Source organism: Streptomyces similanensis (assembly GCF_039543625.1).
GTDB lineage: Bacteria > Actinomycetota > Actinomycetes > Streptomycetales > Streptomycetaceae > Streptomyces > Streptomyces similanensis.
Genome location: NZ_BAABKC010000005.1, coordinates 39,499 through 65,415, shown reverse-complemented (window position 1 = coordinate 65,415; position 25,917 = coordinate 39,499). Strand labels below are relative to the sequence as shown.

Genomic DNA, 25,917 nt, shown 5'->3' with positions numbered 1-25,917 from the left:
GGAGCGGCGCCCGGGGCGCCGATGACGGCGAGCTTGGCGCCGACCTCGGCCGTCTCGTCCTCGCCGACCACGATCTCCAGCAGCACACCCGAGGTGGGCGCCGGGATCTCGGTGTCGACCTTGTCCGTGGAGACCTCGAGCAGCGGCTCGTCGGCCTCGACGGAGTCGCCGACCGACTTCAGCCAGCGGGTGACGGTGCCCTCGGTGACGGACTCGCCGAGCGCGGGCAGGACCACGTCCGTGCCCTCGGCGGACGCGCCGCCGGAAGCGGCCTCGGCGGTGGGCGCCGGGGCGGGGGCGGCCTGCTCGGTGGCGGGCGCGGCCGGGGTCTGGGCGGCCGGGGCGGCCGTCTCGGTCGGGGCCGGGGCGGCCTCGGCCGGAGCCTGCTCGGCGGCCGGGGCCTGCTCGGCGGCGGGGGCCTCGGCGGGCGCCCCGGTGCCGTCGTCGATCACGGCCAGCTCGGCGCCGACCTCGACGGTCTCGTCCTCGGCGACCTTGATGGAGGCCAGCACACCGGCGGCGGGCGAGGGGATCTCGGTGTCGACCTTGTCGGTCGAGACCTCGAGCAGCGGCTCGTCGGCCTCGACGCGCTCGCCCTCGGCCTTCAGCCAGCGGGTGACAGTGCCCTCGGTGACGCTCTCACCGAGCGCGGGAAGGGTTACGGAAACCGGCATGGTTTCGGTTGCTCCTTAGAAGTGCGGAAGTCTGTGTCGTCGCGCCCGATGACTGAGGGCGTCAGTCGTGGGAGTGCAGCGGCTTGCCGGCCAGCGCCAGGTGCGCCTCGCCGAGCGCCTCGTTCTGCGTCGGGTGGGCGTGGATGAGCTGGGCCACCTCGGCCGGCAGCGCCTCCCAGTTGTAGATCAGCTGCGCCTCGCCGACCTGCTCGCCCATGCGGTCGCCCACCATGTGGACGCCGACCACGGCACCGTCCTTGACCTGGACGAGCTTGATCTCGCCCGCGGTCTTCAGGATCTTGCTCTTGCCGTTGCCCGCCAGGTTGTACTTCAGGGCGACGACCTTGTCCGCGCCGTAGATCTCCTTGGCCTTGGCCTCGGTGATGCCGACGGAGGCGACCTCCGGGTGGCAGTACGTCACGCGCGGGACGCCGTCGTAGTCGACCGGGACGACCTTCAGGCCGGCCAGGCGCTCCGCCACCAGGATGCCCTCGGCGAAGCCGACGTGCGCGAGCTGGAGGGTCGGGACCAGGTCGCCGACGGCGGAGATCGTCTCGACGTTGGTGCGCATGTACTCGTCGACCAGGACGTAGCCGCGGTCCATGGCGACCCCGGCCTCCTCGTAGCCCAGGCCTTGGGAGACCGGGCCGCGGCCGACGGCGACGAGCAGGACCTCGGCCTCGAACTCCTTGCCGTCGGCGAGGGTGACCTTGACGCCGTTCTCGGTGTACTCGGCCTTCTGGAAGAAGGTGCCCAGGCTGAACTTGATGCCGCGCTTGCGGAAGGCGCGCTCCAGCAGCTTCGAGGAGTTCTCGTCCTCGACCGGGACCAGGTGCTTGAGGCCCTCGACGACCGTGACGTCGGCGCCGAAGGACTTCCAGGCGGAGGCGAACTCGACGCCGATGACGCCGCCGCCCAGGATGATCGCGGACTCGGGCACGCGGTCCAGGACCAGCGCGTGGTCCGAGGAGATGATGCGGTTGCCGTCGATCTGGAGGCCCGGCAGGGACTTCGGCACGGAGCCGGTCGCCAGGAGGACGTGGCGGCCCTGGATCCGCTGCCCGTTCACGTCGACGGAGGTCGGGGAGGACAGCCGGCCCTCACCCTCGATGTACGTCACCTTGCGGGAGGCGATGAGCCCCTGAAGGCCCTTGTACAGGCCCGAGATCACGTCGTCCTTGTACTTCTGGACGGCCGGGACGTCGATGCCCTCGAAGGTGGCCTTGACGCCGAACTGCTCGCTCTCGCGGGCCTGGTCGGCGATCTCGCCCGCGTGCAGCAGGGCCTTGGTGGGGATGCACCCCTTGTGCAGGCAGGTACCGCCGACCTTGTCCTTCTCGATCAGGGCGACGTCCAGGCCCAGCTGCGCCCCGCGCAGGGCCGCGGCGTAACCACCGCTGCCGCCGCCGAGGATCACTAGGTCGAAAACGGTGCTGGCGTCGTTCGCCACGTCACGTCCTCCATGCATGTGCGCCGTACGCCGGTCTTCGCTGACCGGCAGGCGGCTGGTGTCCGGCCGCTCGTTCTTCGGCCCTTTGGTGGGGGCCCTGTCCTGCCGACGCCCATCTTCGCACTTGTCGGGGGCCTACGAGACGCGGGGCCGGGGTGTGAGACACCCCACTCCACGCGGAAAGCGCCCCGAAAGGGACGCGGAAGGGGCGCGACCGGGAAGGGGCGCGGGGCTGTGTCGATGTGCGGCTCCGCCGCGCGGGCGCGACCAGCGCGACCGGGAAGGGGCGCGGGGAACTGCGCGACCAGCCCCCTACGCCCCCGCACCCGCCCGACGACGGACGGACCCGAGCTCCTGGGCGGACCCGGAACCCGGCTCAGCTCACCGGAACCCGGCTCAGCTCAGTTCCCCCGCGGCCGCCAGCTCGGCAAGCCGCACCAGCGTCCGCACCGCGGAGCCCGTACCGCCCTTGGGGGTGTAGCCGAACGGCCCGCCCTCGTTGAACGCCGGACCGGCGATGTCCAGGTGCGCCCAGGTGATGCCCTCGCCGACGAACTCGCGCAGGAACAGACCGGCCACCAGGCCGCCGCCCATCCGCTCGCCCATGTTGGCGATGTCGGCGACCTGGGAGTCCATGCCCTTGCGCAGGTGCTCGGGCAGCGGCATCGGCCAGGACTCCTCGCCGGCCTCCGCCGCGGCCTCGTGGATCGCGCCGCGGAACGCCTCGTCGTTGGCCATGATGCCGAAGGTGCGGCTGCCCAGCGCCAGCATCATCGCGCCGGTCAGGGTCGCGACGTCCACGATCGCGTCCGGCTTCTCCTGCGAGGCGGCCCACAGCGCGTCCGCCAGCACCAGCCGGCCCTCGGCGTCGGTGTTGAGCACCTCCACCGTCTTCCCGCTGAACATGCGCAGCACGTCACCGGGGCGCACGGCGGTACCGGAGGGCATGTTCTCGGCCAGCGCCAGCCAGCCGGTGACGTTGACCTCCAGGCCCAGGCGGGCGGCGGCGACGACGGTCGCGAACACGGCGGCGGCGCCGCTCATGTCGCACTTCATCGTCTCGTTGTGGCCGGCCGGCTTGAGCGAGATGCCGCCCGAGTCGTAGGTGATGCCCTTGCCGACCAGCGCCAGGTGCTTCTTCGCCTTGGAGCTGGTGTACGACAGCTTCACCAGACGCGGGGTGGCCGCCGAGCCGGAGCCGACGCCGAGGATGCCGCCGTAGCCGCCCTTGGTGAGCGCCTTCTCGTCGAGCACCTGGATCTTCAGGCCGTGCAGCTTGGCCGCGTCCTGCGCGAGGGCGGCGAAGGCGGCCGGGGTGAGGTCGTTGGGCGGCATGTTGATCAGGTCGCGGGCGCGGTTCAGCTCCTCGCCGACCGCGGCGGCGCGCTCCACGGCCGCCTTGTAGGCGCGGTCGCGGGGCTTGCCGCCGAGCAGCACGACGTCGGCGAGCGGCGCCTTGCCGCCGCGGCCCTTGGCGTCCTTGCCGTTCTCCTTGTAGGCGTCGAAGGAGTACGCGCCGAGCAGCGCGCCCTCGCCGACCGCGCCGGCGTCGGCGGCGTCGGCGAGCGGCAGCGCGAAGGCGGCCTTCTTCGCCCCGACGAGGGCCCGGGCGGCCACGCCGGCGGCCCGGCGCAGCGCCTCGGCGCCGTAACCGGCGCCCTTCTCGGCCGCCGCGCCCAGACCCACCGCCAGGATGAGCGGGGCCTTGAAACCGGAGGGCGCGGGCACCTTCGTCACCTCGCCCTCGCCGCCGGAGGCGCCGAGGGTCTCCAGGACGTCGGCGAGCCCGCCGTCGTACGCCGCGTCGACGGCCTCGGCGCCCGGTGCGACGACCGGGCCGTTGGTGCCCTTGGCGACACCGACGACGATCGCGTCGGCCCGCAGGCCGGGCACCGCGGCGGTGCTGAGAGTGAGAGCAGTCACGGTGGTGAAATCTCGCTTCCCTGTGAGATGGAGTGGCCGAAAGCGGGTGGGGTCGACCGGGCCCGACGACCGACCCTAGATCCCTCCTGCGGTGCGGTCTCCACCCGGGCGGGCAAACACCCGGCACGAGCCTACGCGCGTTGCCGCCTCCGGCGGTCCCCGCGGTCCTCCGGCCGCGGGCGGCACCCGCGTCGTGCGGCGGTCCCCGCACGGCCGCGGCGGGGCGCCCGGCGGGGCCGACCGGCGCCGGGCGGCACACTGATCGGCGATGATCGTCGGGTGTACGTCCCCACGCATCCCCCCGTCCCGGCCCGGACCGTCCGCCGGGCCCCGCTCGCCGCTCTCGCCGCCCTCGTCGGCCTGCTCCTGCTGCTCGCCAGCTGCTCCGGCGGCTCAGGCTCAAGTTCCGGCTCCGGCTCCGGCTCCGACGACCGTCCCGGCGGCGCCGAACCGCCCGCCGCCTCGGCGTCCGCCGCCGGCCGCTGGCTGCCGCGCCCCGGCGTCACCTGGCAGTGGCAGCTCAGCGGCCGGCTCGACACCTCCGTCGACGCGGCGGTCTACGACATCGACGGCTTCGACCACACCGCGGCCACCGTCTCGACGCTGCACCGCGCCGGCCGCAAGGTGATCTGCTACGTCTCCACCGGCGCCTGGGAGGACTTCCGGCCGGACGCGGCGAAGTTCCCGAAGGCGGTGCTCGGCGAGGGCAACGGCTGGAAGGGCGAGCGCTGGTTCGACATCCGCCGCACCGACGTGCTGGAGCCGCTGATGGCGGCCCGCCTCGACATGTGCCGCGCCAAGGGCTTCGACGCGGTGGAGCCGGACAACATGGACGGCTACCGCAACCGCACCGGCTTCCCGCTGACCGCCGCCGACCAGCTGCGCTACAACCGCCTCGTCGCCCGGCTGGCGCACGAACGGGGCATGTCGGTCGGCCTGAAGAACGACCTGGACCAGATCCCGCGGCTGGTGGGCGACTTCGACTTCGCGGTCAACGAGCAGTGCGCCCAGTACGGCGAGTGCGAGCGGCTCAAGCCGTTCGTCGCGGCCGGCAAGGCGGTGTTCCACGTCGAGTACGAGCTGCCCACCGGCAAGTTCTGCGCCGCCTCGCGCCGGCTGCGGCTCAGCTCGCTGCTCAAGAAGTACGAGTTGGGGGCGTGGCGCCGGGCGTGTTGAGGCCGGGGGCGGCGGGGGCGCCGTAGCCGGGCGCGGCGGGCGGCGCGTAGCCCGGCGCGCCGTAACCCGGAGCAGCCGGCGCGGCGTACCCGGGAGCCGTCGGGGCGCCGTATCCCGGAATCGCCGGGGGGCCGTACTCCGGGGCCGCCGGAATCCCCGGGGTGTCGTAGTACGGGACGGCGGCGGAGGCGCCGTGGTCCGGGGCCGGCGCGACGCCCGGGGCCGGGCGCAGGCCCAGGCCGGTGACCGCGGTGCCCGCCAGCCGGTCGGCCAGCGACCGCCGGGCCGGCAGCAGGACCGGCAGGGCGTTGAGCAGGAAGACCGCCACCGCCGCCAGCCACACCAGCACCGACAGGACGACGTGACCCTCGATCAGCAGCACGCAGGCCACGGCGTAGACGGCGACGTCGGCCGCGGTGGTCACGGCGGCCCGCAGCGCGGCCCGGCGCGCCCGCCCGGAGGGAACCGCGCCGGCCGGGCCGACCCGCAGTCCGAGCAGCCCCTTGCCGACCGTCCGCCCCAGCAGGGCGAGGCACGCCCACTGGTAGAGGAAGGTCGCCAGCACCAGCAGCCCGAACGCCTCCTCGACGTACAGCACCGTCTTGTTCCACAGCGACAGACCGAACTGCTCCGAGGAGCCGAGCACGTCGCCGCGCGAGGAGAGCAGGTCGAAGCCGCTGCGGGCGGCGAGGTCGGGCACGTCGGTGACCAGCGCGGATATGCGGTGGAAGGTGAGTAGGGCGAGCAGCGAGGCGGCCGCGGCCACCAGCGCGAAATCGATGAACCAGGCCACGGCACGACGTAACTTCGGCACGGACGTCCCCCCGATCGCGTGTCTGTTCGCCATCACCCTAGCGACGCGACGCGGACCGGCCCAGCGTGCGGAGCGGATCGTTTCCGCCCGGTGACAGTGCGGGCCCCGGCCCCGCGGTGGGCGGTGGGGGCCGTTTCAGGACAGGGCCAGGACGACCAGCGCCGTGGTGGCCGCCGTCTCGGCGAGCGCGCCGAACACGTCGCCGGTGACGCCGCCGAAGCGGCGCGTGCAGTGGCCGAGGAGGAGTTCCGCCGCGCCGAGCGCGGCGAGCACCGCCCCGGCGGCCAGCAGCCCGGTCCGCGTCCCGAGGACCGCCCCCGCGGCGGCCGCCGCCAGGGTGAGCGCGAGGGCCGCGCCGAGCGCGCCGGCCACCGGGACCACGCCCGCCACCGCCGCCCCCAGCCCCTCGGGCCGGGCGGCCGGCACCCCGGTGCGCGCGGCCAGGGTCAGGGCGAGCCGGGCGACGGCCGCCGAGACGACGGCGGCCAGGGCGCCGCGGGCCCAGGAGTGGCCGTAGGCCTGGGTCAGGGCGGCCACCTGGGCGAGCAGGACGAGGACCAGGGCGATGACGCCGAACGGGCCGATGTCGGACTGCTTCATGATCCGCAGCGCGTCCTCGGCGGGCTTGCCGCTGCCGAGCCCGTCGGCGGTGTCGGCCAGGCCGTCCAGATGCAGACCGCGGGTCAGCACGGCGGGCACGGCGGCGGAGGCGACGGCGGCGAGCAGCGGACCGGCGCCGCACCCCAGCAGGGCCAGGCCCGGGGCGGCGGCCGCCGCGCCGACCACGAGCCCGGCCAGCGGCGCGCACAGCATGCCGGCCCGGGCCGCCGCCCGGTCCCAGCGGCTCACCCGGACCGGCAGGACGGTCAGCGTCCCGAAGGCGAACCGCAGACCGGGCACGGCCGGGGTGAGGGCGGGAGCGGGGGAGGGGTCGGACACGCGGGCAGCCTACGGGAGCCCCGCGCGCCCCCCGGCGGGCGGGCGGGGCGGCGGCGCGGCGACGGGCGGGGCGGCGCCCACGGGCGGGCGGGGCGGCGGTGGCCGGGGCAGACTGACTGCATGGGGCACTGGCTGTACCGCAACATCGTGGAACCGGGCAAACTGCCGCTGCTCCTCGCCCTCGGCGCCTTCGTCGTGACCTTCCTCGTCACCCGGGTCATCACCCGGCTGATCCGGGCCGGGAAGGGGCCGTTCGGCAACGTGCGGGCGGGCGGCGTGCACATCCACCACGTGGTGCCCGGGGTGGTGCTCAGCGTCCTCGGCGGCTTCGGCGCGGTGGCCAGCGGCCGGCACGGGTTCGGCGCGGCGGCCTTCGCGGTGGTCTTCGGGGTGGGCGCGGGTCTGGTGCTGGACGAGTTCGCGCTGCTGCTGCACCTGGACGACGTCTACTGGAGCGAGGCCGGCCGCAAGAGCGTCGAGGCCGTCGTCCTCACCGCGGCCCTGGTCGGCCTGGTGCTGGCCGGCTTCTCGCCGTTCGGCGTCAACGACGTGTCCCCGGACGAGCTCCAGGACCGCGGCACGATCCTGTCCACCGTGGCCGTGAACTTCCTGTTCTCCCTGGTGGCCCTCGGCAAGGGCAAGCTGCGGCTGGCCGTGTTCGGCGTGATCGTCCCGCTGGTCGCCCTGGTCGGCGCCGTCCGTCTGGCCCGACCCGACTCGTACTGGGCCAGACGCTTCTACGCCCGCCGCCCCCGCGCCCAGGCCCGCGCCGACCGCCGCGCCGACCGCCACGACCGCCGCTGGGGGGCTCCCCGCCGCGCCGTCGAGGACTGGATCGCCGGCAAACCGGACCCCCCGGCCCGCCCCGAGCTGCCGGACGCGCCCCGGTCCCAGCTGCCGGGACCGCCCCCTGCCGAGCTGGACGCGCCCTCGACCGGGCTGGACGCGCCCGCGGCCGGGCTGCCGGACGTGCCCTCGTCCGGCCTGCCGGGGGCGGCCCCCGCCGGATCGCCCGGTCCGTCGGACGCGGGCCCCGCCCACGACTCCGGCCCCGCGTCGGGCAAGGCGCACAGGCCGGCGGCCCGGTCGCACCGGGATCCGGAGTGAGCCGGCCGGACCGGCCCCCACCCGCGCGTCCCCGTCCCCGCGCGTCCCGCCGCCCCCGCGTCCTCACCCCCGCGTCCCCAGCTGCCGCCGGTGCAGCCACTTCGGCAGGCCCGGAGCCTCCAGGAAGCCTTCCGCGCGGGCCGAGGCGAGGGCGATGCGCGGCAGGTCGGCGCTCTTCTCGAAGAGCAGGAACCGCGGCTCCCAGGCGGGCCGGTACTTGGCGTTGGCCCGGTACAGCGACTCGATCTGGAACCAGCGCGAGTTGTGCCGCCGTACGTCCTGGCCGAGCCAGACCCGCACCGCGCCGAGGAAGTTGACGGCCGCGACGGCCCGCAGGTACCAGACGGCGAACGCGGCGGCCCGCCGCGAGACCGCACCGCCGACCGCCGGTACGGCCGTACCGGCGGCGCGGTCCGGGGTCCGCCGCTCACCCACCGCGAATGAACCTGGCGAACCGCTCTTTTCCCGCTCCGGCGGCCCCTCGCCGTCCCCGGCGCGCGGTAGGCGCCGCGCGCCCCGCCCGCCGGCTCAGCTCCCGGTGTCGGCCGCCTCGGGCTCCGTCTCCTCCCCGGCGGCCTCACCCGACCGCTCGGGCCGCTCCGGCAGCTCCGCCGCCAGTGCCGCCGCGGCCTGCACCAGCGGCAGGGCCAGCAGCGCGCCCGCGCCCTCACCCACCGTCAGCCCGTGGTCGAGCAGCGGCTCCAGCGCCATCCGGTCCAGCGCCTTGGCCTGGCCCGGCTCCCCGCTCGCCTGACCCGCCAGCCACCAGTCCGGCGCCCGGAACGCCACCCGCTGGCCCACCAGCGCGCACGCGGCCGAGACCACCCCGTCCAGCACCACCGGCAGCTTGCGCACCGCGCACTGGAGCAGGAAGCCGGTCATCGCCGCGAGGTCGGCCCCGCCCACGGTCGCCAGCAGCTGCAACTGGTCGCCCAGCACCGGCCGCGCCCGGCGCAGCGCGTCCCGGATCGCGGCGCACTTGCGCATCCACGCCAGATCGTCGATCGGCTCGCCGCCGCGCCCGGTCACCACCGACGCGTCCGTCCCGCACAGCGCCGCCACCAGCACGGCGGCCGGCGTCGTGCCGCCCACGCTCACATCGCCGAGCACGACCAGATCCGTACCGGAGTCGGCCTCCTCGTCGGCCACCGCCATCCCGGCCCGGAAGGCGGCCTCCGCCTCGTCCAGGGTCAGCGCGTCCTCGATGTCGACCCGTCCGCTGCCGCGCCGCACCCGGTGGCGTACGACGTCGGCGGGCAGCGTCTCGGGCGCGCAGTCCAGGGCCATGTCGACCACCCGCACCGGCGCCCCGAGCCGCCGGGCCAGCACGGACACCGGCCGGCCGCCCTCCAGCACCGCCCGCACCAGCTGCCCGGCGCCGCCCGCCGGCCGCGCTGAGACGCCCAGTTCCGCCACGCCGTGGTCGCCGGCGAACAGCACGACCCGCGGCCGCTCCACCGGCCGCACCGGCACCGTGCCCTGGGCCGCGGCCAGCCACTCGCCCAGGTCGTCCAGGCGGCCCAGCGCGCCGGGCGGCACGACCCGGCGCTCCCGGCGCTCCTCGGCGGCACGGCGCACACCGCCGTCGGGGCGCTCGATCAGATCGGTGAAGTCGTCGAGATTCAGCGAGCTCATTCGCCGAACAGTACCGGCCCCGGCCGCACCCGGCGGAGCTGCGTCACCGCCACACCCGGTCAGCCTCTTTCCCCTCGCGCGCGCGATCCCCTACGTTCCCTTTGCCATGAAATGTCGGCAGCGACCGGGCCGCCGCCGGCCCCGCCGCCGTACGACCCCGACGCCCCGGGAGCCGCCCATGCCGCCCCTGCCGTACGCCCCGCGGATCTACGACCCGCGCCGCATCGCGTACGCCGCCGAACTCGCCCAGGGCACCGACCGGTTCAGCGAACCGCGCCGCGAGGACTGCCCGTGGTGCGGATCGGCGCGGCTGCGCACCCGGCTGCGCGCGCCGGACCTGCTGCAACGAAAACCGGGGGTCTTCGCCCTCGACCAGTGCCGGGACTGCGGGCACGCCTTCCAGAACCCCCGGCTCACCCCGGCCGGCCTGGCCTTCTACCACCGCGACCACGACGAGAGCGACCCCGACGGCCTGCCCGACCCGGTGCTCGCCGACCGCCGCGGCCGCCGCCGGCACCGCGGCGACGCCCGCCTGCTGGCCGACGTGGGCGAACCGGAGAGCTGGCTCGACGTGGGCACCGGCCACGCCCACTTCCCGGCGGCCGCGCGGGAGGTGTTCCCGTACACCGCCTTCGACGGCCTCGACCCGACCGAGCGGGTGGAGCGGGCCCGCGAGGCCGGGCGGATCGAGGAGGCGCACATCGGCCACCTGGCCGACCCGCACCTCGCCGCACGGCTGCGCGGCCGCTACGACGTGGTCAGCGTCTTCCACCACCTGGCGCACGCCCCCGACCCGCGCGCCGAACTGCGCGGCGCGCTCGCCGCGCTGCGCCCCGGCGGCCATCTGCTGGTCGAACTGCCCGATCCGCGCAGCGTGTTCGCCCGGCTGCTGGGCAAGTGGTGGCTGCCGCACGGCCAGCCCCGCCATCTGCACCTGCTGCCGCTCGCCAACCTGCGCGCGGAACTGGAGTCGGCCGGCTGCACGGTCCTCGTCGTCGACCGCCGCACCCCGCACACCCCCAACGACCTGTCCGCCGCCCTCGCCCTGCTCCTCGCCCGCCTGCTGCCCGCCCCCGACGCGCCCTGGCGGCGCACCCCGCCCTCCGCCGCGCACCGCGCCGTGCGCGCCGTCCTGGCCGCCGCGACGGGCCTGCTGGTGGACGCGGTGGCCGTCGTCGACCTGATCCTGTCCCCGCTGCTGCGCCGCACCCCCGGCCTGTCCAACGCCTACCGCGTCGTGGTCCGCAAGGACGCCGCCTGACCCCGCGCCCCACCGGCTGCCCCGTGCCCCCGGGCCACGCGGCCCGGCGGCTCAGCCGCGCAGCACCAGCGCCTGGCCCGCCACCACCAGCAGCACCTGCTCGCACTCGGCGGCGAACGCCGCGTTCAGGCGGCCGAGTTCGTCGCGGTAGCGGCGGCCGGAGGCGGTGGCCGGGACGATGCCGGAGCCGACCTCGTTGGAGACGGCGACCACGGTGCGGGAGGTGGCCCGGACGGCGGCCGTCAGCGCCGCCGTCCGCTCGCGCAGCGCCCGCTCGCCGCCGTCCGCCCACACCGCGTCGTCCCACGCGCCGACGGCGTCCATCGCGTCGGTCAGCCACAGCGACAGGCAGTCCACGAGCAGCGGCGGACCGTCCTCGGCCAGCAGGGGCGCCAGGTCGCAGGTCTCCGCCGTACGCCACGAGCCCGGCCGCCGCTCGCGGTGCGTGGCCACCCGCGACGCCCACTCGGTGTCCCCGCCCCGGGTCCCGCCGGTCGCCACGTACAGGACGCCGGGGAAGGACTCCAGCCGCCGCTCCGCCTCCACCGACTTGCCCGAGCGCGCCCCGCCGAGCACCAGCGTGCGCCGGGGCACGTCCGGCACCTCCTCGTACCCGCCGACCGCCAGCGTCGTGCCGTCCGGCACCGCCCGCGCGCCCGCCGCCGCCAGCCGCCTGCGCAGCTCCGCACCCGGCGGCACGTCGTGGTCCAGGTGCACCGCGACGATGTCCGTGGCCGGGCCCACCGAACCGACCGCCCGCAGCTTCGCCAGCGCGTCCGGCCGGCCCACCACGTCCGCGAGCACCATGTCGTACGACTGAGCCGAGTCCTCCTCCAGACCCGCGGGCGCGCCGCCCGGCGGCAGGTACAGAAGCCGCAGCCCGTCCGGCGCGGTCACCGCGTACCCGGTGCCCGGCGCGTCCATCGCCACCGCCCGCACCCGGTGCCCCGACAGCAGCGCCAGCTCGCGCCCGTCCGGCACCCGGCCCGGCTGCGGCAGCCCGGCCGGCGCCTCCACGGCGGGCCCGTCGTGCGGGTGGGTCAGCAGCACCTGGGCCACCTGGCCGAGGGAGGCCCCGGCGCGCGCCGCCGCCAGGGCCGCGCCCGGGGTCAGGTCCAGCAGCAGCGCCCCGTCCACCAGCAGCGAGGTCGCCGCCCGCGCGTCGGCGCCGAGCGCCGTCGCACAGGCCGCGCAGGGGCAGTGGGGGCGGGGCAGGCCCGCGGGGGCGCCGGTGCCGAGCAGAGTCACGTCCACGGACCTGATTTTCGCGGGTCGCCGCCGGTCCCGCGCACCCGGCCGGGCCTGTCGCGAAATTTCCGCCGTCCGCCCCGAGGGGTGCGCGGCGTCGCGGAGCGGGGCAGAAGTCCGGGGACCGGGCCTGTGCCGCGACCGGAAAGACCCGCGGCACTAGGCTGCGGGCAGGAGCCGGACCAAGATCCGGCTACCGCTGTGCAGGGTGTTCATCTCAGGGAGGCGTACATGGCGGCATGGACGTGGCGGTTCGAGACGGCCGACGGGACGGAGGTCCAGCCCGCGGTGCAGCCGGAGGAGTTCACCACGCAGGGCGACGCCGAGTCCTGGATCGGCGAGAACTGGAAGGCCCTCGCCGACGGCGGCGCGGACCAGGTCCGGCTGTTCGAGGACGCGGCGGAGATCTACGGCCCGATGAGCCTGCACGCCGACGGCGCCCAGGCCTGAGGACGGGCGAGGGGGCGGCCCGCCCCCTCGCCCCCGCCGCTCGACGGACGGTGCCTCACTGCTCGCCCAGCGTCACGTCCACCGTGTGCTCCTGGCCGTCGCGGGAGAAGGTCACCTTGGTCCGTCCGCCGGGGCGGTCCGCGGCCAGCGCCTCGGACAGCGAGGTGATCGTCGTGATCCGCGCGTCGCCCACCCGGGTGATGATGTCGCCCGGCCGGATGCCCGCCTTGTCCGCGGCGCCGCCCGCCTTGACCTCGGCCACGGCGACCCCGGCGGGCTGGTAGTCGGCGTCGACGACCGTGCGGCCGGTGATGCCGAGCGCGGCCCGGCCGGAGTCCACGACCTTGCCGTACTTCACGATCTGCCCGGCGATCGTGCTCACCATCGACGCCGGGATCGCGAAGCCGATGCCGGGGGCGGCGCTGCCGCCGAGCTGCGGATCGGTGGCCGCCAGCGTCGGGATGCCGACGACCTGGCCGTCCAGGTTCACCAGCGCGCCCCCGCTGTTGCCCGGGTTGATCGCGGCCGAGGTCTGCACCATGTTGGCGATCGTCGCCCCCGTGCCGCCGCCGCTGCTGCCCTCGCTGACCGTGCGGCCGGTCGCCGAGACGATGCCCTGCGTCACGCTGGAGGACAGGCCCAGCGGCGAGCCCATGGCCAGCACGATCTGGCCGACCTCGACCTTCTCCGACTCGCCGAACGCGGCCGCCTTCAGCCCCGGCGGCACCTTGTCCAGCTTCACCACGGCGAGGTCCTGGTCCGGGTAGGAGGAGACGAGGGTGGCGGTGAACGTCTCCTCGCTGCCCGCCGTGGTCACCCGGAACCGCTTCTCGTTCCCGACGACGTGCGCGTTGGTGACGATGTGGCCCTTGTCGTCGTACACCACCCCGGACCCCAGGTCGTTGCTGCCCTGGATCTGCACCACCGACGGCAGCACGTCCCGGATCACCCGCAGGTAGTCGCTCTGGAGGTCGTTCGCCGAGCGCGGGGCGACCGCCTGCCGCCGGCCCCCGGAGACGTCCCCGGCGCCCGCCGTCGCCTCACCGCGGGCCGAGGCCGTCGCCGCACCGGGCGACGACGAGCCGCTGCACCCGGCCAGCGGCGCGGCCAGCAGCGCGGCACAGCACACCAGGGCGGCCGGCGCACCGGCCCGTCGCGAGCGCCGGTCCCGGCCGAGGAAGACGTCCATGAGCCGAGTCTGCCGCCGCCCCCGCTCCCCGTCCCGCACAGCTCACCCGAACGTGCGCCGAGGGCGGACCGGACCGGTACCGGGCCGCGCCGGCCGGCGGGGCGGGGCGGGCGGGGCGGGCGGGACTCAGCCCCGTACGCCGCACGGGCGGGGCGGGCGGGCTCAGCCCCGTACGCCGCACAGGTGGAGCAGGCCCGCCACCGCGCGGTACGGGTCGGTGCGCCCGGCGCGGTCCTCGGCGGCCAGCAGGGTCTCCAGGTCGGCCGGCGGCTCCGTGCCGTCCGCCGCCGTGTCCGTGAAGACCCGCACCCCGTACCAGGAGTGCAGCGGCGCCCCGATGCCGGCCAGCGTCGCCGTCAGATCGGCGAGGCGGTCCGCGCGGACGCCGGGACCGGTCCGGGCATGGGTCTCCCCATCCGCGTCGGTCCGGGCACGGGGAAGGCGGGGGCGAGGAGCCGTCGCGTCGAACGCGGCCAGCGCCCCCGCCCAGTCGCCGGACAGGCCCGGCCGCAGCGCCGGCGCGTCGCCGTTGCGCACCAGCAGCGACAGCAGGCCGCCCGGCGCGAGCATCCGCGCCAGCCCGGCCAGCAGGGCGTCCGGCTCCTCGACGTGCATCAGCACGCCGTGGCACAGCACGACGTCGAAGCCGCCGGGCAGGAAGTGCACCCCGGTGTCCCGGCCGTCGCCCGCGACGATCCGCATCCGCGCCCGGATGCCCTCCGGTTCACCGGCCAGCGCCGCACGCGCCGCGGCGATCAGCGTCTCGTCGCGCTCCAGACCGGTCACCTGGTGACCGGCCCGGGCGAGCCGCAGCGCCTGCGCGCCCCGGCCCATCCCGACGTCGAGCACCCGCAGCCGCTGCCCGACGGGGAACCGCCCGGCTATCTGCTCCTCCAGTTGCCGGGCGACCAGTTCCTGCCGTACGACGTCGCGCAGCCCGCCCGGCCCGGCCGGCCGGGAATCGGCCGCGCCCCCGGAGAAAGCAGTCGTGCTCAGGGCCGCTCGCCCCGCTTGACCTGCGGCTTCGGCAGCCTCAGCCGGCGCATCTGGAGGGAGCGCATCAGGCCGTAGGCGACCGCGCCCTTGGTGACCTGGCCCGGGAAGCGCTCGGCGAGCCGCTTCTTCAGGCGGAAGCCGCTGAGCACCGAGTCCAGCACGATCAGCACGATCACCACCAGCCACAGCAGCAGCGCGACCTGCTGGAGGTAGCCCACCCGCACCATCGACAGCACCAGGATGACCACGGCCATCGGCAGGAAGAACTCCGCGATGTTGAACCGCGAGTCGATGAAGTCGCGCGCGAAGCGGCGCACCGGGCCCTTGTCACGGGCCGGGAGGTAACGCTCGTCGCCGTTGGCCAGCGCCTGGCGCTGGCGGTCCATGGCGACGCGCCGCTCCTCGCGCTGCCGCTTGGCGGCGTCCTTGCGGTTCGTCGGAGTGGTGGCGACGCTGCGCCGCTGGGACTGGGCCTCACTCCGCTTCGGCGTCGGGCGGCCCTTGGGGGCCTGCGGGTCACGGGACTGCTTGGAGATGCTCACCGGGGCCTTGTCGGCGGCCGGGGCCTTCTCTTCCTTGGCACGGCTACGGAACACAAATCCCAAGGGTAAGGGCTTGACCCGCATGGACCACAGTCCGGCCGGGAACGATCCGGCAACACCGGACGTCCTAAGGAGAACAGGGGACGGCACGGGCACGGCGGTCCTGCCCCCGGGAGTCACCTACTCCCTGGGCCGGAGCGACGGCGTACGCAGTCGTCCTTGGGGATGACCGCATCCGCGACCGAACAGTGCGGTAATGGATGCGGGGCCCGTACTGTGGGTTCTGTCGCAGAGCTGTGAGCTGGAGTCCGTCAGAAGGGGGCGCGCGAAGCCCATGAGCGGTGTCATGAAGCGTATGGGGATGATCTTCCGCGCGAAGGCGAACAAGGCCCTTGACCGGGCCGAGGACCCGCGCGAGACCCTCGACTACTCGTACCAGAAGCAGCTGGAACTGCTCCAGAAGGTGCGGCGCGGCGTCGCCGACGTGGCCACCAGCCGCAAGCGCCTGGAACTCCAGCTCAACCAGTTGCAGTCGCAGTCCTCCAAGCTGGAGGACCAGGGCCGCAAGGCGCTGGCGCTCGGCCGTGAGGACCTTGCCCGCGAGGCCCTGTCCCGCCGCGCCGCGCTCCAGCAGCAGGTGACGGACCTGGAGACGCAGCACTCCACCCTCCAGGGCGAGGAGGAGAAGCTCACTCTGGCGGCGCAGCGCCTGCAGGCCAAGGTGGACGCCTTCCGGACCCGCAAGGAGACCATCAAGGCCACCTACACCGCCGCCCAGGCGCAGACCCGGATCGGCGAGGCGTTCTCCGGCATCTCCGAGGAGATGGGCGACGTCGGCCTGGCCATCCAGCGCGCCGAGGACAAGACCCAGCAGCTCCAGGCCCGGGCCGGCGCGATCGACGAACTGCTCGCCTCCGGCGCCCTGGACGACCCGAGCGGCATGGCCAAGGACGACATCGCGGCCGAGCTGGACCGCCTCTCCGGTGGTACGGATGTAGAGCTGGAACTCCAGCGCATGAAGGCCGAGCTGGCCGGCGGCGCCCCGCAGCAGGCCATCGAGGGCGGCCAGAACCAGGCGCAGCCCCAGCAGCAGCCGCAGGACGCTCCCCGCTTCGACAAGCAGTAGCCGGACGGGGTCCACGCCGCCGAGGAGGGCGACATGATCGTACGGATCATGGGAGAGGGGCAGGTGAGGCTGGCCGACGGCCACCTCGCCGAGCTGAACGGGCTGGACGACGAACTCCTGGCCGAGATGGAGAAGGGCGACGGACCCGGCTTCCGCCGCACCCTGACCGCTCTCCTCGACCGGGTCCGCGCCCTCGGCGACCCCCTCCCGGACGACTCCCTCGAACCCTCGGAGCTGATCCTCCCCGCCCCGGACGCCACCCTGGAGGAGGTCCGGGATCTGCTCAGCGACGACGGCCTGATCCCGGGGTGAGGCACGCCGCCTGAGGCATGGGGAACGGCGCCTCGGGCTCCGGGGGCCTCGACGGCGTCGGCCCGACCACGCCCGGGCCGCGCGGCGACCCCGTACGGTGGACGACCGTGACCCGACTCGACCGCGCCCGCTGCCGCCTGGCCGCGCACCCCTTCGCCCTGGACGCGGCCCTCGCCACCGCCGTCCTGGTGTGCATGGTGGCCGGTTCCTTCGTGGGCCCGGGCGGACCGCACGGCGTCAGCTGGGCCGTACGCGAGCCCGCGCCCCTCAGCCTGGTCCTGATGACCCTCGGCGCCGCGGCGCTCGCCTTCCGCCGCCGCGCCCCGCGCACCGTCCTGGCCGTCACCGGCGCCGTCTCGCTGGTCGAGTGCGTCACCGGCGACCCGCGCGCCCCCGTCGCCATGTCGGCCGTGGTCGCCCTGTTCACCGTCGCCGCCACCACCGACCGCACCACCACCTGGCGGCTCGGCCTGGCCACCATGCTCGTGCTGACCGGCGCGGCCATGTTCGCCGGACCGCTGCCCTGGTACGCGCAGGAGAACCTCGGCATCTTCGCCTGGACCGGCATGGCGGCCGCCGGCGGCGACGCCGTCCGCAGCCGCCGCGCCTTCGTCCGGGCGATGCGCGAGCGCGCCGAGCGCGCCGAACGCACCCGGGAGGAGGAGGCCCGCCGCCGGGTCGCCGAGGAGCGGCTGCGCATCGCCCGCGATCTGCACGACGTCGTCGCCCACCACATCGCCCTGGTCAACGTGCAGGCCGGAGTCGCCGCGCACGTCATGGACAAGCGCCCGGACCAGGCCAAGGAGGCCCTGGCGCACGTCCGCGAGGCGGGCCGGTCCGCGCTGAACGAACTGCGCGCCACCGTCGGGCTGCTCCGGCAGAGCGACGACCCCGAGGCGCCCACCGAGCCCGCCCCGGGCCTGGACCGCCTGGACGAACTCGTCGGCACCTTCCGCAGCGCCGGCCTGCACGTCGAGGTCGCCCGCGCCGACGACGGCACGACCCTGCCCGCCGCCGTCGACCTGGCCGCCTTCCGGGTCGTGCAGGAGGCGCTGACGAACGTGCACAAGCACGCCGGGGCCGGCGCGCGGGCCGAGGTCAGCGTCGTACGCGTCGGACCCACCATGGAGATCACCGTCCTGGACGACGGCGCGCGCGGCGACGCCCGCCCCGCGCCCGGTGCCTACGCACCCCTGCCGGGCGCCGACGCGACCGCGGCCGTGGCCGACGGCGGCCACGGCCCCGACGGCGACCCGGCCGCCGGGGACGACCCCGACGACCCCGCCCCCGCCGGCGGCCACGGCCTGCTCGGCATGCGCGAGCGGGTCACCGCCCTCGGCGGCGCCCTCACCACCGGCCCCCGCTACGGCGGCGGCTTCCGGGTCCATGCGATCCTGCCCGCGACGACCCACGCCCACGGCCCCGCGTGCGCCCAGAGCCGCGCCCGCACCCGCACACCCGCCCCGGGGGATGCCGCATGACGATCCGTGTCCTGCTCGCCGACGACCAGGCCCTGCTGCGCAGCGCCTTCCGCGTGCTCGTCGACTCCGAGCCCGACATGGAGGTGGTCGGCGAGGCGTCCGAGGGCGCCGAGGCGGTGCGCCTGGCCCGGGAGCGGCGCGCCGACGTGGTCCTCATGGACATCCGGATGCCGGGCACCGACGGCCTCGCCGCCACCCGGCTGATCAGCGCCGACCCGGTGCTCGTGCACGTCCGGGTGGTCATCCTGACCACCTTCGAGGTGGACGACTACGTGGTGGGGGCGCTGCGCGCGGGCGCCTCCGGCTTCCTCGGCAAGGGCAGCGAACCGGAGGAACTGCTCAGCGCGATCCGGATCGCCGCGCAGGGGGACGCCCTGCTCTCCCCGGTCGCCACCAAGGGGCTGATCGCCCGCTTCCTCGCCCAGGGCGACGCCGACGACGGCCGCGACCCGGCCCGCGCGGGACGGCTGGCCGGGCTGACCGTGCGCGAGCGCGAGGTCCTGGTCCAGGTCGCCGGCGGCCACTCCAACGACGAGATCGCCGAGCGCCTCCAGGTCAGCCCGCTGACCGTCAAGACCCATGTGAACCGGGCGATGGCCAAGCTCGGCGCCCGCGACCGGGCCCAGCTGGTGGTCATCGCCTACGAGTCCGGACTGGTCCGCCCCAGAGCGGACTGAGCGCGCCGCCCGCTCCCGGCACGCCCCCGCCCGCTCCCGCCCGATTCCGCGCGGACACGGCGGCGGCCGGGACTCCGCGAAGGAGTCCCGGCCGCCGCCGTGCGCGGTCCGCCGTTACGGCAGCGCCAGCATCCGTTCCAGGGCCAGCTTCGCGAACGCCTCGGTCTCCTTGTCGACCTCGATCCGGTTGACCAGGTTGCCCTCGGCCAGGGACTCCAGGGTCCAGACCAAGTGGGGCAGGTCGATGCGGTTCATGGTCGAGCAGAAGCAGACCGTCTTGTCGAGGAAGACGATCTCCTTGTCCTCGGCGGCGAAACGGTTCGCCAGGCGGCGTACCAGGTTCAGCTCGGTGCCGATGGCCCACTTGGAGCCGGCCGGGGCCGCCTCCAGCGCCTTGATGATGTACTCCGTCGAGCCGACCTGGTCGGCCGCGGCGACCACCTCGTGCTTGCACTCCGGGTGCACCAGGACGTTGACGCCGGGGATCCGCGCCCGGACGTCCTCGACCGACTCCAGGCTGAAGCGGCCGTGCACCGAGCAGTGGCCGCGCCACAGGATCATCTTCGCCGCGCGCAGCTCCTCGGCGGTCAGTCCGCCGCCCGGCCGGTGCGGGTTGTAGACGACGCAGTCCTCCAGGGACATGCCCATGTCCCGCACCGCCGTGTTGCGGCCCAGGTGCTGGTCGGGCAGGAACAGCACCTTCTCGCCCTGCTCGAAGGCCCAGTCCAGGGCGCGCTTCGCGTTGGACGAGGTGCAGATGGTGCCGCCGTGCTTGCCGGTGAACGCCTTGATGTCGGCCGAGGAGTTCATGTACGACACCGGCACGACCTGCTCGGCGATGCCGGCCTCGGTCAGCACGTCCCAGCACTCGGCGACCTGCTCGGCCGTCGCCATGTCGGCCATGGAGCACCCGGCGGCCAGGTCCGGCAGGACCACCTTCTGCGCGTCGCTCGTCAGGATGTCCGCGGACTCCGCCATGAAGTGCACACCGCAGAACACGATGTACTCCGCGTCCGGCCGCGCGGCGGCGTCCCGGGCCAGCTTGAAGGAGTCGCCCGTGACGTCGGCGAACTGGATGACCTCGTCACGCTGGTAGTGGTGGCCGAGGACGAAGACCTTGTCCCCGAGCTTCTCCTTGGCCGCGCGGGCGCGCGCCACCAGGTCGGGGTCGGACGGGGAGGGCAGCTCGCCGGGACAGTCGACGCCGCGCTCGCTCCTCGGGTCGGCCTCGCGGCCGAGCAGCAGCAGGGCGAGCGGCGTCGGCTGGACGTCGAGCTCTCGGGGCTGGGCGGTGGTCACGACACGCACCCTTTCTACTTTTCGTCTAATTGACGCTATCTATCATAACCGCTTCACGTCACGTTGACGATGCCCATTGCGTCGATGTGACGTGAATCCCGACACCTCGCCGTCCGCCGCGGTTGCCGCCGATGTCGCGTTCGTCGCATCCGGGCGCCCGCTCCGTGCGGCTCTGTCGGCGGCCCGCCGGGTGTGCGAGCATGAACTGACGAGCGGACGAGCGCAGACGGACTCGGAGGGGCCCACACGGGCGGGGACGTACGAGAAGGCACGTGCTCGGCCCGGAATGAATCCGCCGCTCCGCCGGTTGCACTCGTCGGCAAGCAGTCTCCGTACAACCCGGGAGAGATGTAGATGTCCGTATCGGACGAGACCAGCACCGTCACCGACGGCATCGTTCTGACCGACGCCGCCGCGTCCAAGGTCAAGGCCCTGCTCGACCAGGAAGGCCGTGACGACCTCGCCCTGCGCGTCGCCGTCCAGCCCGGCGGCTGCTCCGGCCTGCGCTACCAGCTCTTCTTCGACGAGCGCTCGCTCGACGGCGACGTCGTCAAGGACTTCGGCGGCGTCAAGGTCGTCACCGACCGCATGAGCGCCCCCTACCTGGGCGGCGCCACCGTCGACTTCGTGGACACCATCGAGAAGCAGGGCTTCACGATCGACAACCCGAACGCGACGGGCTCCTGCGCCTGCGGCGACTCCTTCAGCTGACCCGGCCGGACGCGCGAGCGTCCCGGCGGGACGGATCTGACGGAAGGCGGCGGCCCCCCAGCCGGGGGACCGCCGCCTTCCGCGTGCGCGGGACCGCCGCCTTCCGCGTGCGCCCGCGCGGACGCCCCGCCCCGCCTACCTGACGGGCCGTCCGTCGTTCGCGTGCGGCGCGTCCGTCGTCCGGGCGGCGGGCCGCTCCAGCGGAACCGGGTCGCCGTCCGCCCGGACCACCTTCCGCTCGCCGAGCGGGCGCTCCAGCGGCACCGTGCGGCGGTACTCCTTGGCGATCGCGATGCATACCCGGCCGGGCCACCGCTTCTCGGTCACCGTGACCGTCACCCGGTCGGCGGCCTCGCGCGCCACCGCCGTGTACTCGGAGCACACCCCGCCCTCGAAGGTCACCGTCAGCCCGCCGTCCCGGACTCCGTACGCCGTCACCGGCACGTTCCGGGTGACCGGCGCGGCGGTGCCCGAACCGCTCGGCCGGGGCTCCGGCCGAGCGGACGGCGACGCCGGCGGTGTCGCAGAGGCGGTGGCCGACGGGGCGAGATAGCGGGGGTCGACGGCCGGGTAGGTCACCGTGAAGTCCTCCTGCCCCGGCGCCCCGCGCACCTGGAACAGCCAGGACGGCACCAGCGCCCGCCGCCCTTCGGAGGTGCGCGACGCCAGACCGAACACCGCCTTGTCCACGGTCAGCACATCGCCCTTGACCGCGCCGCCCGCGGAGGAGGCGCCGCACGGCGCCTCCAGCCGGTCCTTCAGCGGCACCGCGCTCGCACAGCCGCCGACGCCCATGCGGTGGTCGGTCCGGGGCGCGGCGTTCATCAGGTCCAGCGTCCGGCGCGCGCTCAGCACCGGATACGTGTCCCCCTTCACCGGCGCCTTCACCTGCCCGCTGCCGCCGACCAGTTCACCCCGCACGCCGACGACCAGATCGGTCGTCCAGCCGTCCGTGGGCAGACCGCCCACCGTCGGATCGGCGGTCACCGCCCGCTGGGCGCCCATGATCCGGCTCGCGTCCACCCGCGCGTCGCCCTGGCCCACCGCCGCGAGCACCGGCGCCGCCGCCTTCTCCGCCGCCGCCGCGCTCACCGCGCGCCCGGCCGGAGCGACGGGTCCGCGCCCGCACACCGAGCCCTTGCAGTCGTCGGTGCCCGGCGCGTACCGGCTGAACGTCCAGGACCCCGGCGCCTGCCGGTCCACCCGGAGCACCGGCCCCGAACCGTCCTTGACGGCCCCGACCCGCCACGCCCGCGCCTCGGCCACCGGCGCGCCCGCCACGCCGAGCGCCTTCGCCAGCCGGGCCACCTCCGCCCGGCCGACCTCGCCCCGCGCGGTGTAGACCGGCGCCGACCCGGGCCCGGCGGGCAGCGCGCCGGCCGCCCGGTAGGTGGTCCCGTAGGGGTTGGGCTCGCCGGGCGCGATGCCGGGGCCGGTTCCGCCGTCCGTGCCGCCGCCCGTGCCCCGCGCGGCGTAACCGTCCAGGACGAGCGGCGGGGGAGTGCCGTGCCCGGCGGAGGCCGCCGACTGCGTACGGCCGTCCGCGGCGCCGGCGGCGAGGTATGCCCCGCCGCCGCCCACCAGCAGCACGGCGGCGGCCACCGGCACCGCCATCAGCGGCCCGCGCCCCCACCGCGACCGCCCGCCGCCCCGCGCACCCGCCGTGTCGCCGCCCGAGGTGTCCTCGCCGGTGCGGGAGGCGCCGGCACCGGAGGCGCCGCTGCCCGCGGCCCCGGCCGCGTCGTCGTGGTCGGCTCGCTCGGTGTTCACCGCATCGCTCCTTCGGCTGCCGTACGTCCCCGGACCGGCCCGCGGCCGCCCCTGTGGAAGTGATCGGCCATCGGGTCGTATCCCGCATCCCCCGAACGGGGGACGGCGATGGGACGCGGCGGGGGAGCGTACGGTTCCCCGCCCGGGTTCCCTTCCCGGCTCCCGGCTCCCGTCTCCCGGCGCGGGCCGCTCGCCCGGGGCGGCGCGCCCTCAGTCGCCGTACTCCGCCATGGCGGCCAGCAGCCGGGCGGCGGAGGCCGGCACGGACACGCCGTGGATGCGCGACGGCGGCACCGGACGGGCGGCCCGGCGCCCGGGCGCCGCCCAGCGCGGCGCCATCCGGGCGCAGTCCCCGCGCAGCGCGGCCAGATCGACGTCCTGATCGGCCCGGGCGGGGCCGGTGTGAATCCCGGGGTTCGTCATGGGCGAACCGTAGGCACGTCACAGCCGTCCGGGAAAGCTCTACTATCGGGTAGTTTCGCCCGCTTCAGCGCTCCGCGCCGAGCGGGTAGCGTGAACTGTCAATCCCCCTCCCGGCAGGAGAGTCCACGCCGTGCGCATCGCTGTCACCGGCTCCATCGCCACCGACCACCTCATGACGTTCCCCGGCCGCTTCGCCGACCAGCTCGTCGCGGACCAGCTGCACACGGTCTCGCTCTCCTTCCTCGTCGACCAGCTGGACGTCCGGCGCGGCGGCGTCGGCGCCAACATCGCCTTCGGCATGGGCCAGCTCGGCACCGACCCCGTCCTGGTCGGCGCCGCCGGCCCCGACTTCGGCGAGTACCGCGACTGGCTCGACCGGCACGGCGTCGACACCGCCTCGGTCCGCATCTCCGAGACCCTGCACACCGCCCGCTTCGTGTGCACCACCGACGCCGACCACAACCAGATCGGCTCCTTCTACACCGGCGCGATGAGCGAGGCCCGCCTCATCGAGCTGAAGACCGTCGCGGACCGCGTCGGCGGCCTCGACCTGGTGCTGATCGGCGCCGACGACCCGGAGGCGATGCTGCGGCACACCGAGGAGTGCCGCTCGCGCTCGATCCCGTTCGCCGCCGACTTCTCCCAGCAGATCGCCCGGATGGACGGCGACGAGATCCGCACCCTGCTGGACGGCGCGACGTACCTGTTCTCCAACGAGTACGAGAAGGGCCTCATCGAGAACAAGACCGGCTGGAGCGACGCCGAGATCCTCGACCGGGTCGGCCACCGGGTCACCACCCTCGGCGCCCGCGGCGTGCGCATCGAGCGCGCGGGCGACGAGGCGATCGAGGTCGGCTGCCCGGACGAGGAGCGCAAGGCCGACCCGACGGGCGTCGGCGACGCCTTCCGCGCCGGCTTCCTGTCCGGCCTGGCCTGGGGCGTCGACCACGAGCGCGCCGCCCAGGTCGGCTGCATGCTCGCCACCCTGGTCATCGAGACCGTCGGCACCCAGGAGTACCAGCTGAGCCGCGGCCACTTCATGGGACGCTTCACCAAGGCGTACGGCGACGACGCGGCCCGCGAGGTCCGCGCCCACCTGGTCTGACCGCCGCCCGGCCGCCCGGGGAGCACGGCTCGCGCCGAGCCGTCCTCAGGAGAGCCGGCGGACGACGTAGGCCGCGCCCTCGTCCGCCGGCTCCTCGCCGACGTACTCCTGACCGCGCATCTCGCACCACGCCGGGATGTCCAGCCGCGCCGCCGCGTCGTCGGCCAGGACCCGCACCGTGCCGCCGACCGGCACCTCCCCGATCACCTTGGCCAGCTCGATCACCGGGACGGGGCAGCGCTTGCCGAGCGCGTCCAGCACCAGTTCCGCCCGGCGCACGGCCGCCCGCGGAGCGGGCGCCCCCAGCTTCTCCCGCACCCCCGCCACCGCCCCCGGCAGCACCGCGAGGAACCGCTCGACGTCCGGAGCGGACGTCCCGGCCGGCAGCGACACCCGCACGTTCCCCTCGCTCAGCACGCCCATCGCCCGCAGCACATGGCTCGGCGTCAGCGTGCCGCTGGTGCAGGAGGAGCCGGAGGAGACCGCGAAGCCCTCCCGGTCCAGCTCGTGCAGCAGCGCCTCGCCGTCGACGTAGAGACAGGAGAAGGTGACGATGCCCGGCAGCCGCCGCACCGGATCGCCCACCACCTCCACGTCCGGCACCAGCTCGGGCACCCGCGCCCGGATCAGCTCCGTCAACTCCCGCAGCCGCACCGCCTGAGCGGCCGCCTCGGCGCGCACCGCCCGCAGCGAGGCCGCCGCCGCCACGATCGCCGGGATGTTCTCGAACCCGGCCGCCCGGCCCGACTCCCGCTCGTCGGCCGGCCCCCGCACCGCGAACCGCACCCCCTTGCGCACCGCCAGCAGTCCGACCCCCGGCGGCCCGCCCCACTTGTGCGCGCTCGCCGTCAGCAGCGACCAGTCGCCCGCCACCGGCCCCCAGCCCAGCGACTGCGCCGCGTCCACCAGCAGCGGCACCCCCGCCGCCCGGCACACCTCGGCCGCCTCCGCCACCGGCTGCTCGGTGCCCACCTCGTGGTTGGCCGACTGAAGACAGGCCAGCGCGGTGTCCGCGCGCAGCGCCCCGGCGTACGACGCGGCGTCCGCCCGGCCGCCCCGGTCCACCGGCACCCGGGTGACCGAACCGCCCGCCGCCTCGTGCGCCTCGGCCGAATGGAGCACCGAGGAGTGCTCCACGGCTGACACGATCAGGTGATCCCCGACGCGGCGCCGGCCGGCCAGCGCCCCCGCGATCCCCGTGTGCACGGCCCGCGTCCCGGAGGCGGTGAACGTCAGCTCGTCGGCCCGGCACCCCACCGCCTCGGCCGCCGCCTCCCGCGCAGCGTCCAGCAGCAACCGCGCCCGCCGCCCCTCCTTGTAGAGCCGCGCGGGGTCGGCCCACCCCTCGTCGAGAGAGGCGACGAGGGCCTGCCGGGCGACGGGATGCAGGGGAGCGCCGGAAGCGGCGTCGAAATAGACCACACGCCCACGCTAAGCGCCCCGCAGGCGCGCGGCGGACCGCGCGCCCCGCCGCCAGCCGCCCGCCGGCGCCACGAACGGCGCGCCCCCGGCCCGTTGGGCGCCCAGCACACCTGCGCAAACCCCGCCACCGAGGGGCATCCCACCCTCCAGCGTGACCCGCGGCGCGTTGGGCCCCCCTCCCCGCGAC

Annotated in this window: 23 protein-coding genes and 2 pseudogenes; 10 read left to right on the top strand and 15 right to left on the bottom strand. The window is 75.4% G+C overall.

Going from position 1 to position 25,917, the window contains the following annotated elements:
* The 3 genes from ABEB07_RS01635 to ABEB07_RS01625 form a co-directional block, all read right to left on the bottom strand.
* A partial coding sequence (locus ABEB07_RS01635; protein WP_345666678.1) for a biotin/lipoyl-containing protein occupies nt 1-674 on the bottom strand: 674 nt, incomplete at its 3' end.
* Nucleotides 675-735: 61 nt separating this feature from the next.
* Nucleotides 736-2,124: a dihydrolipoyl dehydrogenase gene (lpdA, locus tag ABEB07_RS01630; RefSeq protein ID WP_345666677.1), complete on the bottom strand. Its 1,389-nt coding sequence runs from the start codon at nt 2,122-2,124 to the stop codon at nt 736-738.
* Nucleotides 2,125-2,520: 396 nt separating this feature from the next.
* Complete coding sequence (locus ABEB07_RS01625; protein WP_176148660.1) at nt 2,521-4,047, bottom strand: leucyl aminopeptidase; 1,527 nt, start codon at nt 4,045-4,047, stop codon at nt 2,521-2,523.
* Nucleotides 4,048-4,326: 279 nt separating this feature from the next.
* Here ABEB07_RS01625 and ABEB07_RS01620 point away from each other — a divergent pair, with 279 nt between their 5' ends.
* On the top strand, nt 4,327-5,223 hold the full coding sequence (locus tag ABEB07_RS01620) for an endo alpha-1,4 polygalactosaminidase (protein ID WP_345666676.1): 897 nt from the start codon (nt 4,327-4,329) through the stop codon (nt 5,221-5,223).
* Here the strand turns inward: ABEB07_RS01620 and ABEB07_RS01615 are convergent.
* Complete coding sequence (locus ABEB07_RS01615; protein WP_345666675.1) at nt 5,183-6,016, bottom strand: RDD family protein; 834 nt, start codon at nt 6,014-6,016, stop codon at nt 5,183-5,185. The genes ABEB07_RS01620 and ABEB07_RS01615 overlap by 41 nt on opposite strands.
* Nucleotides 6,017-6,172: 156 nt before the next feature.
* Nucleotides 6,173-6,976 carry an adenosylcobinamide-GDP ribazoletransferase gene (locus ABEB07_RS01610; RefSeq protein ID WP_345666674.1) on the bottom strand — a complete coding sequence of 268 codons (804 nt, stop codon included), beginning with the start codon at nt 6,974-6,976 and terminating at the stop codon, nt 6,173-6,175.
* Nucleotides 6,977-7,096: 120 nt separating this feature from the next.
* On the opposite strand from ABEB07_RS01610, the pseudogene ABEB07_RS01605 reads away from it, so the two are divergent.
* Nucleotides 7,097-7,831 (top strand): annotated as a pseudogene (locus tag ABEB07_RS01605) (hypothetical protein); the annotation flags it as partial.
* Nucleotides 7,832-8,146: 315 nt separating this feature from the next.
* On the opposite strand, the pseudogene ABEB07_RS39140 reads toward ABEB07_RS01605, so the two are convergent.
* Nucleotides 8,147-8,383, bottom strand: a pseudogene (locus ABEB07_RS39140) (phosphatidylglycerol lysyltransferase domain-containing protein); the annotation flags it as partial.
* Between the two features lie 228 nt (nt 8,384-8,611).
* Nucleotides 8,612-9,718, bottom strand: coding sequence for a nicotinate-nucleotide--dimethylbenzimidazole phosphoribosyltransferase (gene cobT / locus ABEB07_RS01595; protein ID WP_345666672.1), 1,107 nt, complete (start codon nt 9,716-9,718; stop codon nt 8,612-8,614).
* A 178-nt stretch (nt 9,719-9,896) separates the two neighbouring features.
* Here cobT and ABEB07_RS01590 point away from each other — a divergent pair, with 178 nt between their 5' ends.
* Nucleotides 9,897-10,979 (top strand): class I SAM-dependent methyltransferase, encoded by a 1,083-nt coding sequence (locus ABEB07_RS01590; RefSeq protein ID WP_345666671.1) that lies wholly within the window; start codon nt 9,897-9,899, stop codon nt 10,977-10,979.
* A gap of 51 nt (nt 10,980-11,030) precedes the next feature.
* Here the strand turns inward: ABEB07_RS01590 and ABEB07_RS01585 are convergent, their stop codons facing one another.
* Nucleotides 11,031-12,233, bottom strand: a complete 1,203-nt coding sequence (locus ABEB07_RS01585) for a bifunctional adenosylcobinamide kinase/adenosylcobinamide-phosphate guanylyltransferase (protein WP_345666670.1) — start codon at nt 12,231-12,233, stop codon at nt 11,031-11,033.
* A 225-nt stretch (nt 12,234-12,458) separates the two neighbouring features.
* Here ABEB07_RS01585 and ABEB07_RS01580 point away from each other — a divergent pair, with 225 nt between their 5' ends.
* Entirely contained in the window at nt 12,459-12,677 is a 219-nt protein-coding gene (locus tag ABEB07_RS01580; RefSeq protein ID WP_164587618.1) for a hypothetical protein, read from the top strand.
* A 55-nt stretch (nt 12,678-12,732) separates the two neighbouring features.
* Here ABEB07_RS01580 and ABEB07_RS01575 read toward each other — a convergent pair whose 3' ends face one another.
* The 3 genes from ABEB07_RS01575 to ABEB07_RS01565 form a co-directional block, all read right to left on the bottom strand.
* The gene (locus tag ABEB07_RS01575; protein WP_345666669.1) at nt 12,733-13,866 is read right to left on the bottom strand and encodes a S1C family serine protease; all 1,134 of its coding nucleotides are present in this window, start codon (nt 13,864-13,866) and stop codon (nt 12,733-12,735) included.
* A 162-nt stretch (nt 13,867-14,028) separates the two neighbouring features.
* Entirely contained in the window at nt 14,029-14,778 is a 750-nt protein-coding gene (locus ABEB07_RS01570; protein WP_345666682.1) for a methyltransferase domain-containing protein, read from the bottom strand.
* 80 nt (nt 14,779-14,858) lie between these two features.
* On the bottom strand, nt 14,859-15,488 hold the full coding sequence (locus ABEB07_RS01565; protein WP_176148653.1) for a DUF3043 domain-containing protein: 630 nt from the start codon (nt 15,486-15,488) through the stop codon (nt 14,859-14,861).
* Between the two features lie 250 nt (nt 15,489-15,738).
* On the opposite strand from ABEB07_RS01565, the gene ABEB07_RS01560 reads away from it, so the two are divergent.
* From ABEB07_RS01560 to ABEB07_RS01545, 4 genes are all read left to right on the top strand, one after another.
* Nucleotides 15,739-16,530, top strand: coding sequence for a PspA/IM30 family protein (locus ABEB07_RS01560; protein WP_164587950.1), 792 nt, complete (start codon nt 15,739-15,741; stop codon nt 16,528-16,530).
* Nucleotides 16,531-16,563: 33 nt separating this feature from the next.
* The gene (gene pspAA / locus ABEB07_RS01555) at nt 16,564-16,842 is read left to right on the top strand and encodes a PspA-associated protein PspAA (RefSeq protein ID WP_164587951.1); all 279 of its coding nucleotides are present in this window, start codon (nt 16,564-16,566) and stop codon (nt 16,840-16,842) included.
* Between the two features lie 107 nt (nt 16,843-16,949).
* Nucleotides 16,950-18,323, top strand: coding sequence for a sensor histidine kinase (locus tag ABEB07_RS01550; RefSeq protein ID WP_345666668.1), 1,374 nt, complete (start codon nt 16,950-16,952; stop codon nt 18,321-18,323).
* A complete protein-coding gene (locus tag ABEB07_RS01545; protein ID WP_345666667.1) occupies nt 18,320-19,000 on the top strand; it encodes a response regulator transcription factor in 681 nt (226 codons plus the stop codon). Before ABEB07_RS01550 ends, ABEB07_RS01545 begins: the two co-directional genes overlap by 4 nt.
* Nucleotides 19,001-19,114: 114 nt before the next feature.
* Here ABEB07_RS01545 and nadA read toward each other — a convergent pair whose 3' ends face one another.
* Nucleotides 19,115-20,308, bottom strand: a complete 1,194-nt coding sequence (gene nadA, locus ABEB07_RS01540) for a quinolinate synthase NadA (protein ID WP_345666666.1) — start codon at nt 20,306-20,308, stop codon at nt 19,115-19,117.
* 345 nt (nt 20,309-20,653) lie between these two features.
* On the opposite strand from nadA, the gene erpA reads away from it, so the two are divergent.
* Nucleotides 20,654-21,010 carry an iron-sulfur cluster insertion protein ErpA gene (erpA, locus tag ABEB07_RS01535; RefSeq protein WP_062702780.1) on the top strand — a complete coding sequence of 119 codons (357 nt, stop codon included), beginning with the start codon at nt 20,654-20,656 and terminating at the stop codon, nt 21,008-21,010.
* A gap of 135 nt (nt 21,011-21,145) precedes the next feature.
* On the opposite strand, the gene ABEB07_RS01530 is transcribed toward erpA, so the two are convergent.
* Both ABEB07_RS01530 and ABEB07_RS01525 read right to left on the bottom strand, forming a co-directional pair.
* Nucleotides 21,146-22,780, bottom strand: a complete 1,635-nt coding sequence (locus ABEB07_RS01530; RefSeq protein ID WP_345666665.1) for a hypothetical protein — start codon at nt 22,778-22,780, stop codon at nt 21,146-21,148.
* Between the two features lie 210 nt (nt 22,781-22,990).
* Nucleotides 22,991-23,203 (bottom strand): hypothetical protein, encoded by a 213-nt coding sequence (locus ABEB07_RS01525; RefSeq protein ID WP_176148648.1) that lies wholly within the window; start codon nt 23,201-23,203, stop codon nt 22,991-22,993.
* A 130-nt stretch (nt 23,204-23,333) separates the two neighbouring features.
* On the opposite strand from ABEB07_RS01525, the gene ABEB07_RS01520 reads away from it, so the two are divergent.
* Nucleotides 23,334-24,308, top strand: coding sequence for a carbohydrate kinase family protein (locus tag ABEB07_RS01520; RefSeq protein ID WP_345666664.1), 975 nt, complete (start codon nt 23,334-23,336; stop codon nt 24,306-24,308).
* Nucleotides 24,309-24,353: 45 nt separating this feature from the next.
* Here the strand turns inward: ABEB07_RS01520 and ABEB07_RS01515 are convergent, their stop codons facing one another.
* Entirely contained in the window at nt 24,354-25,730 is a 1,377-nt protein-coding gene (locus ABEB07_RS01515; protein WP_176148646.1) for a cysteine desulfurase/sulfurtransferase TusA family protein, read from the bottom strand.
* Between the last annotated feature and the right edge of the window lie 187 nt (nt 25,731-25,917).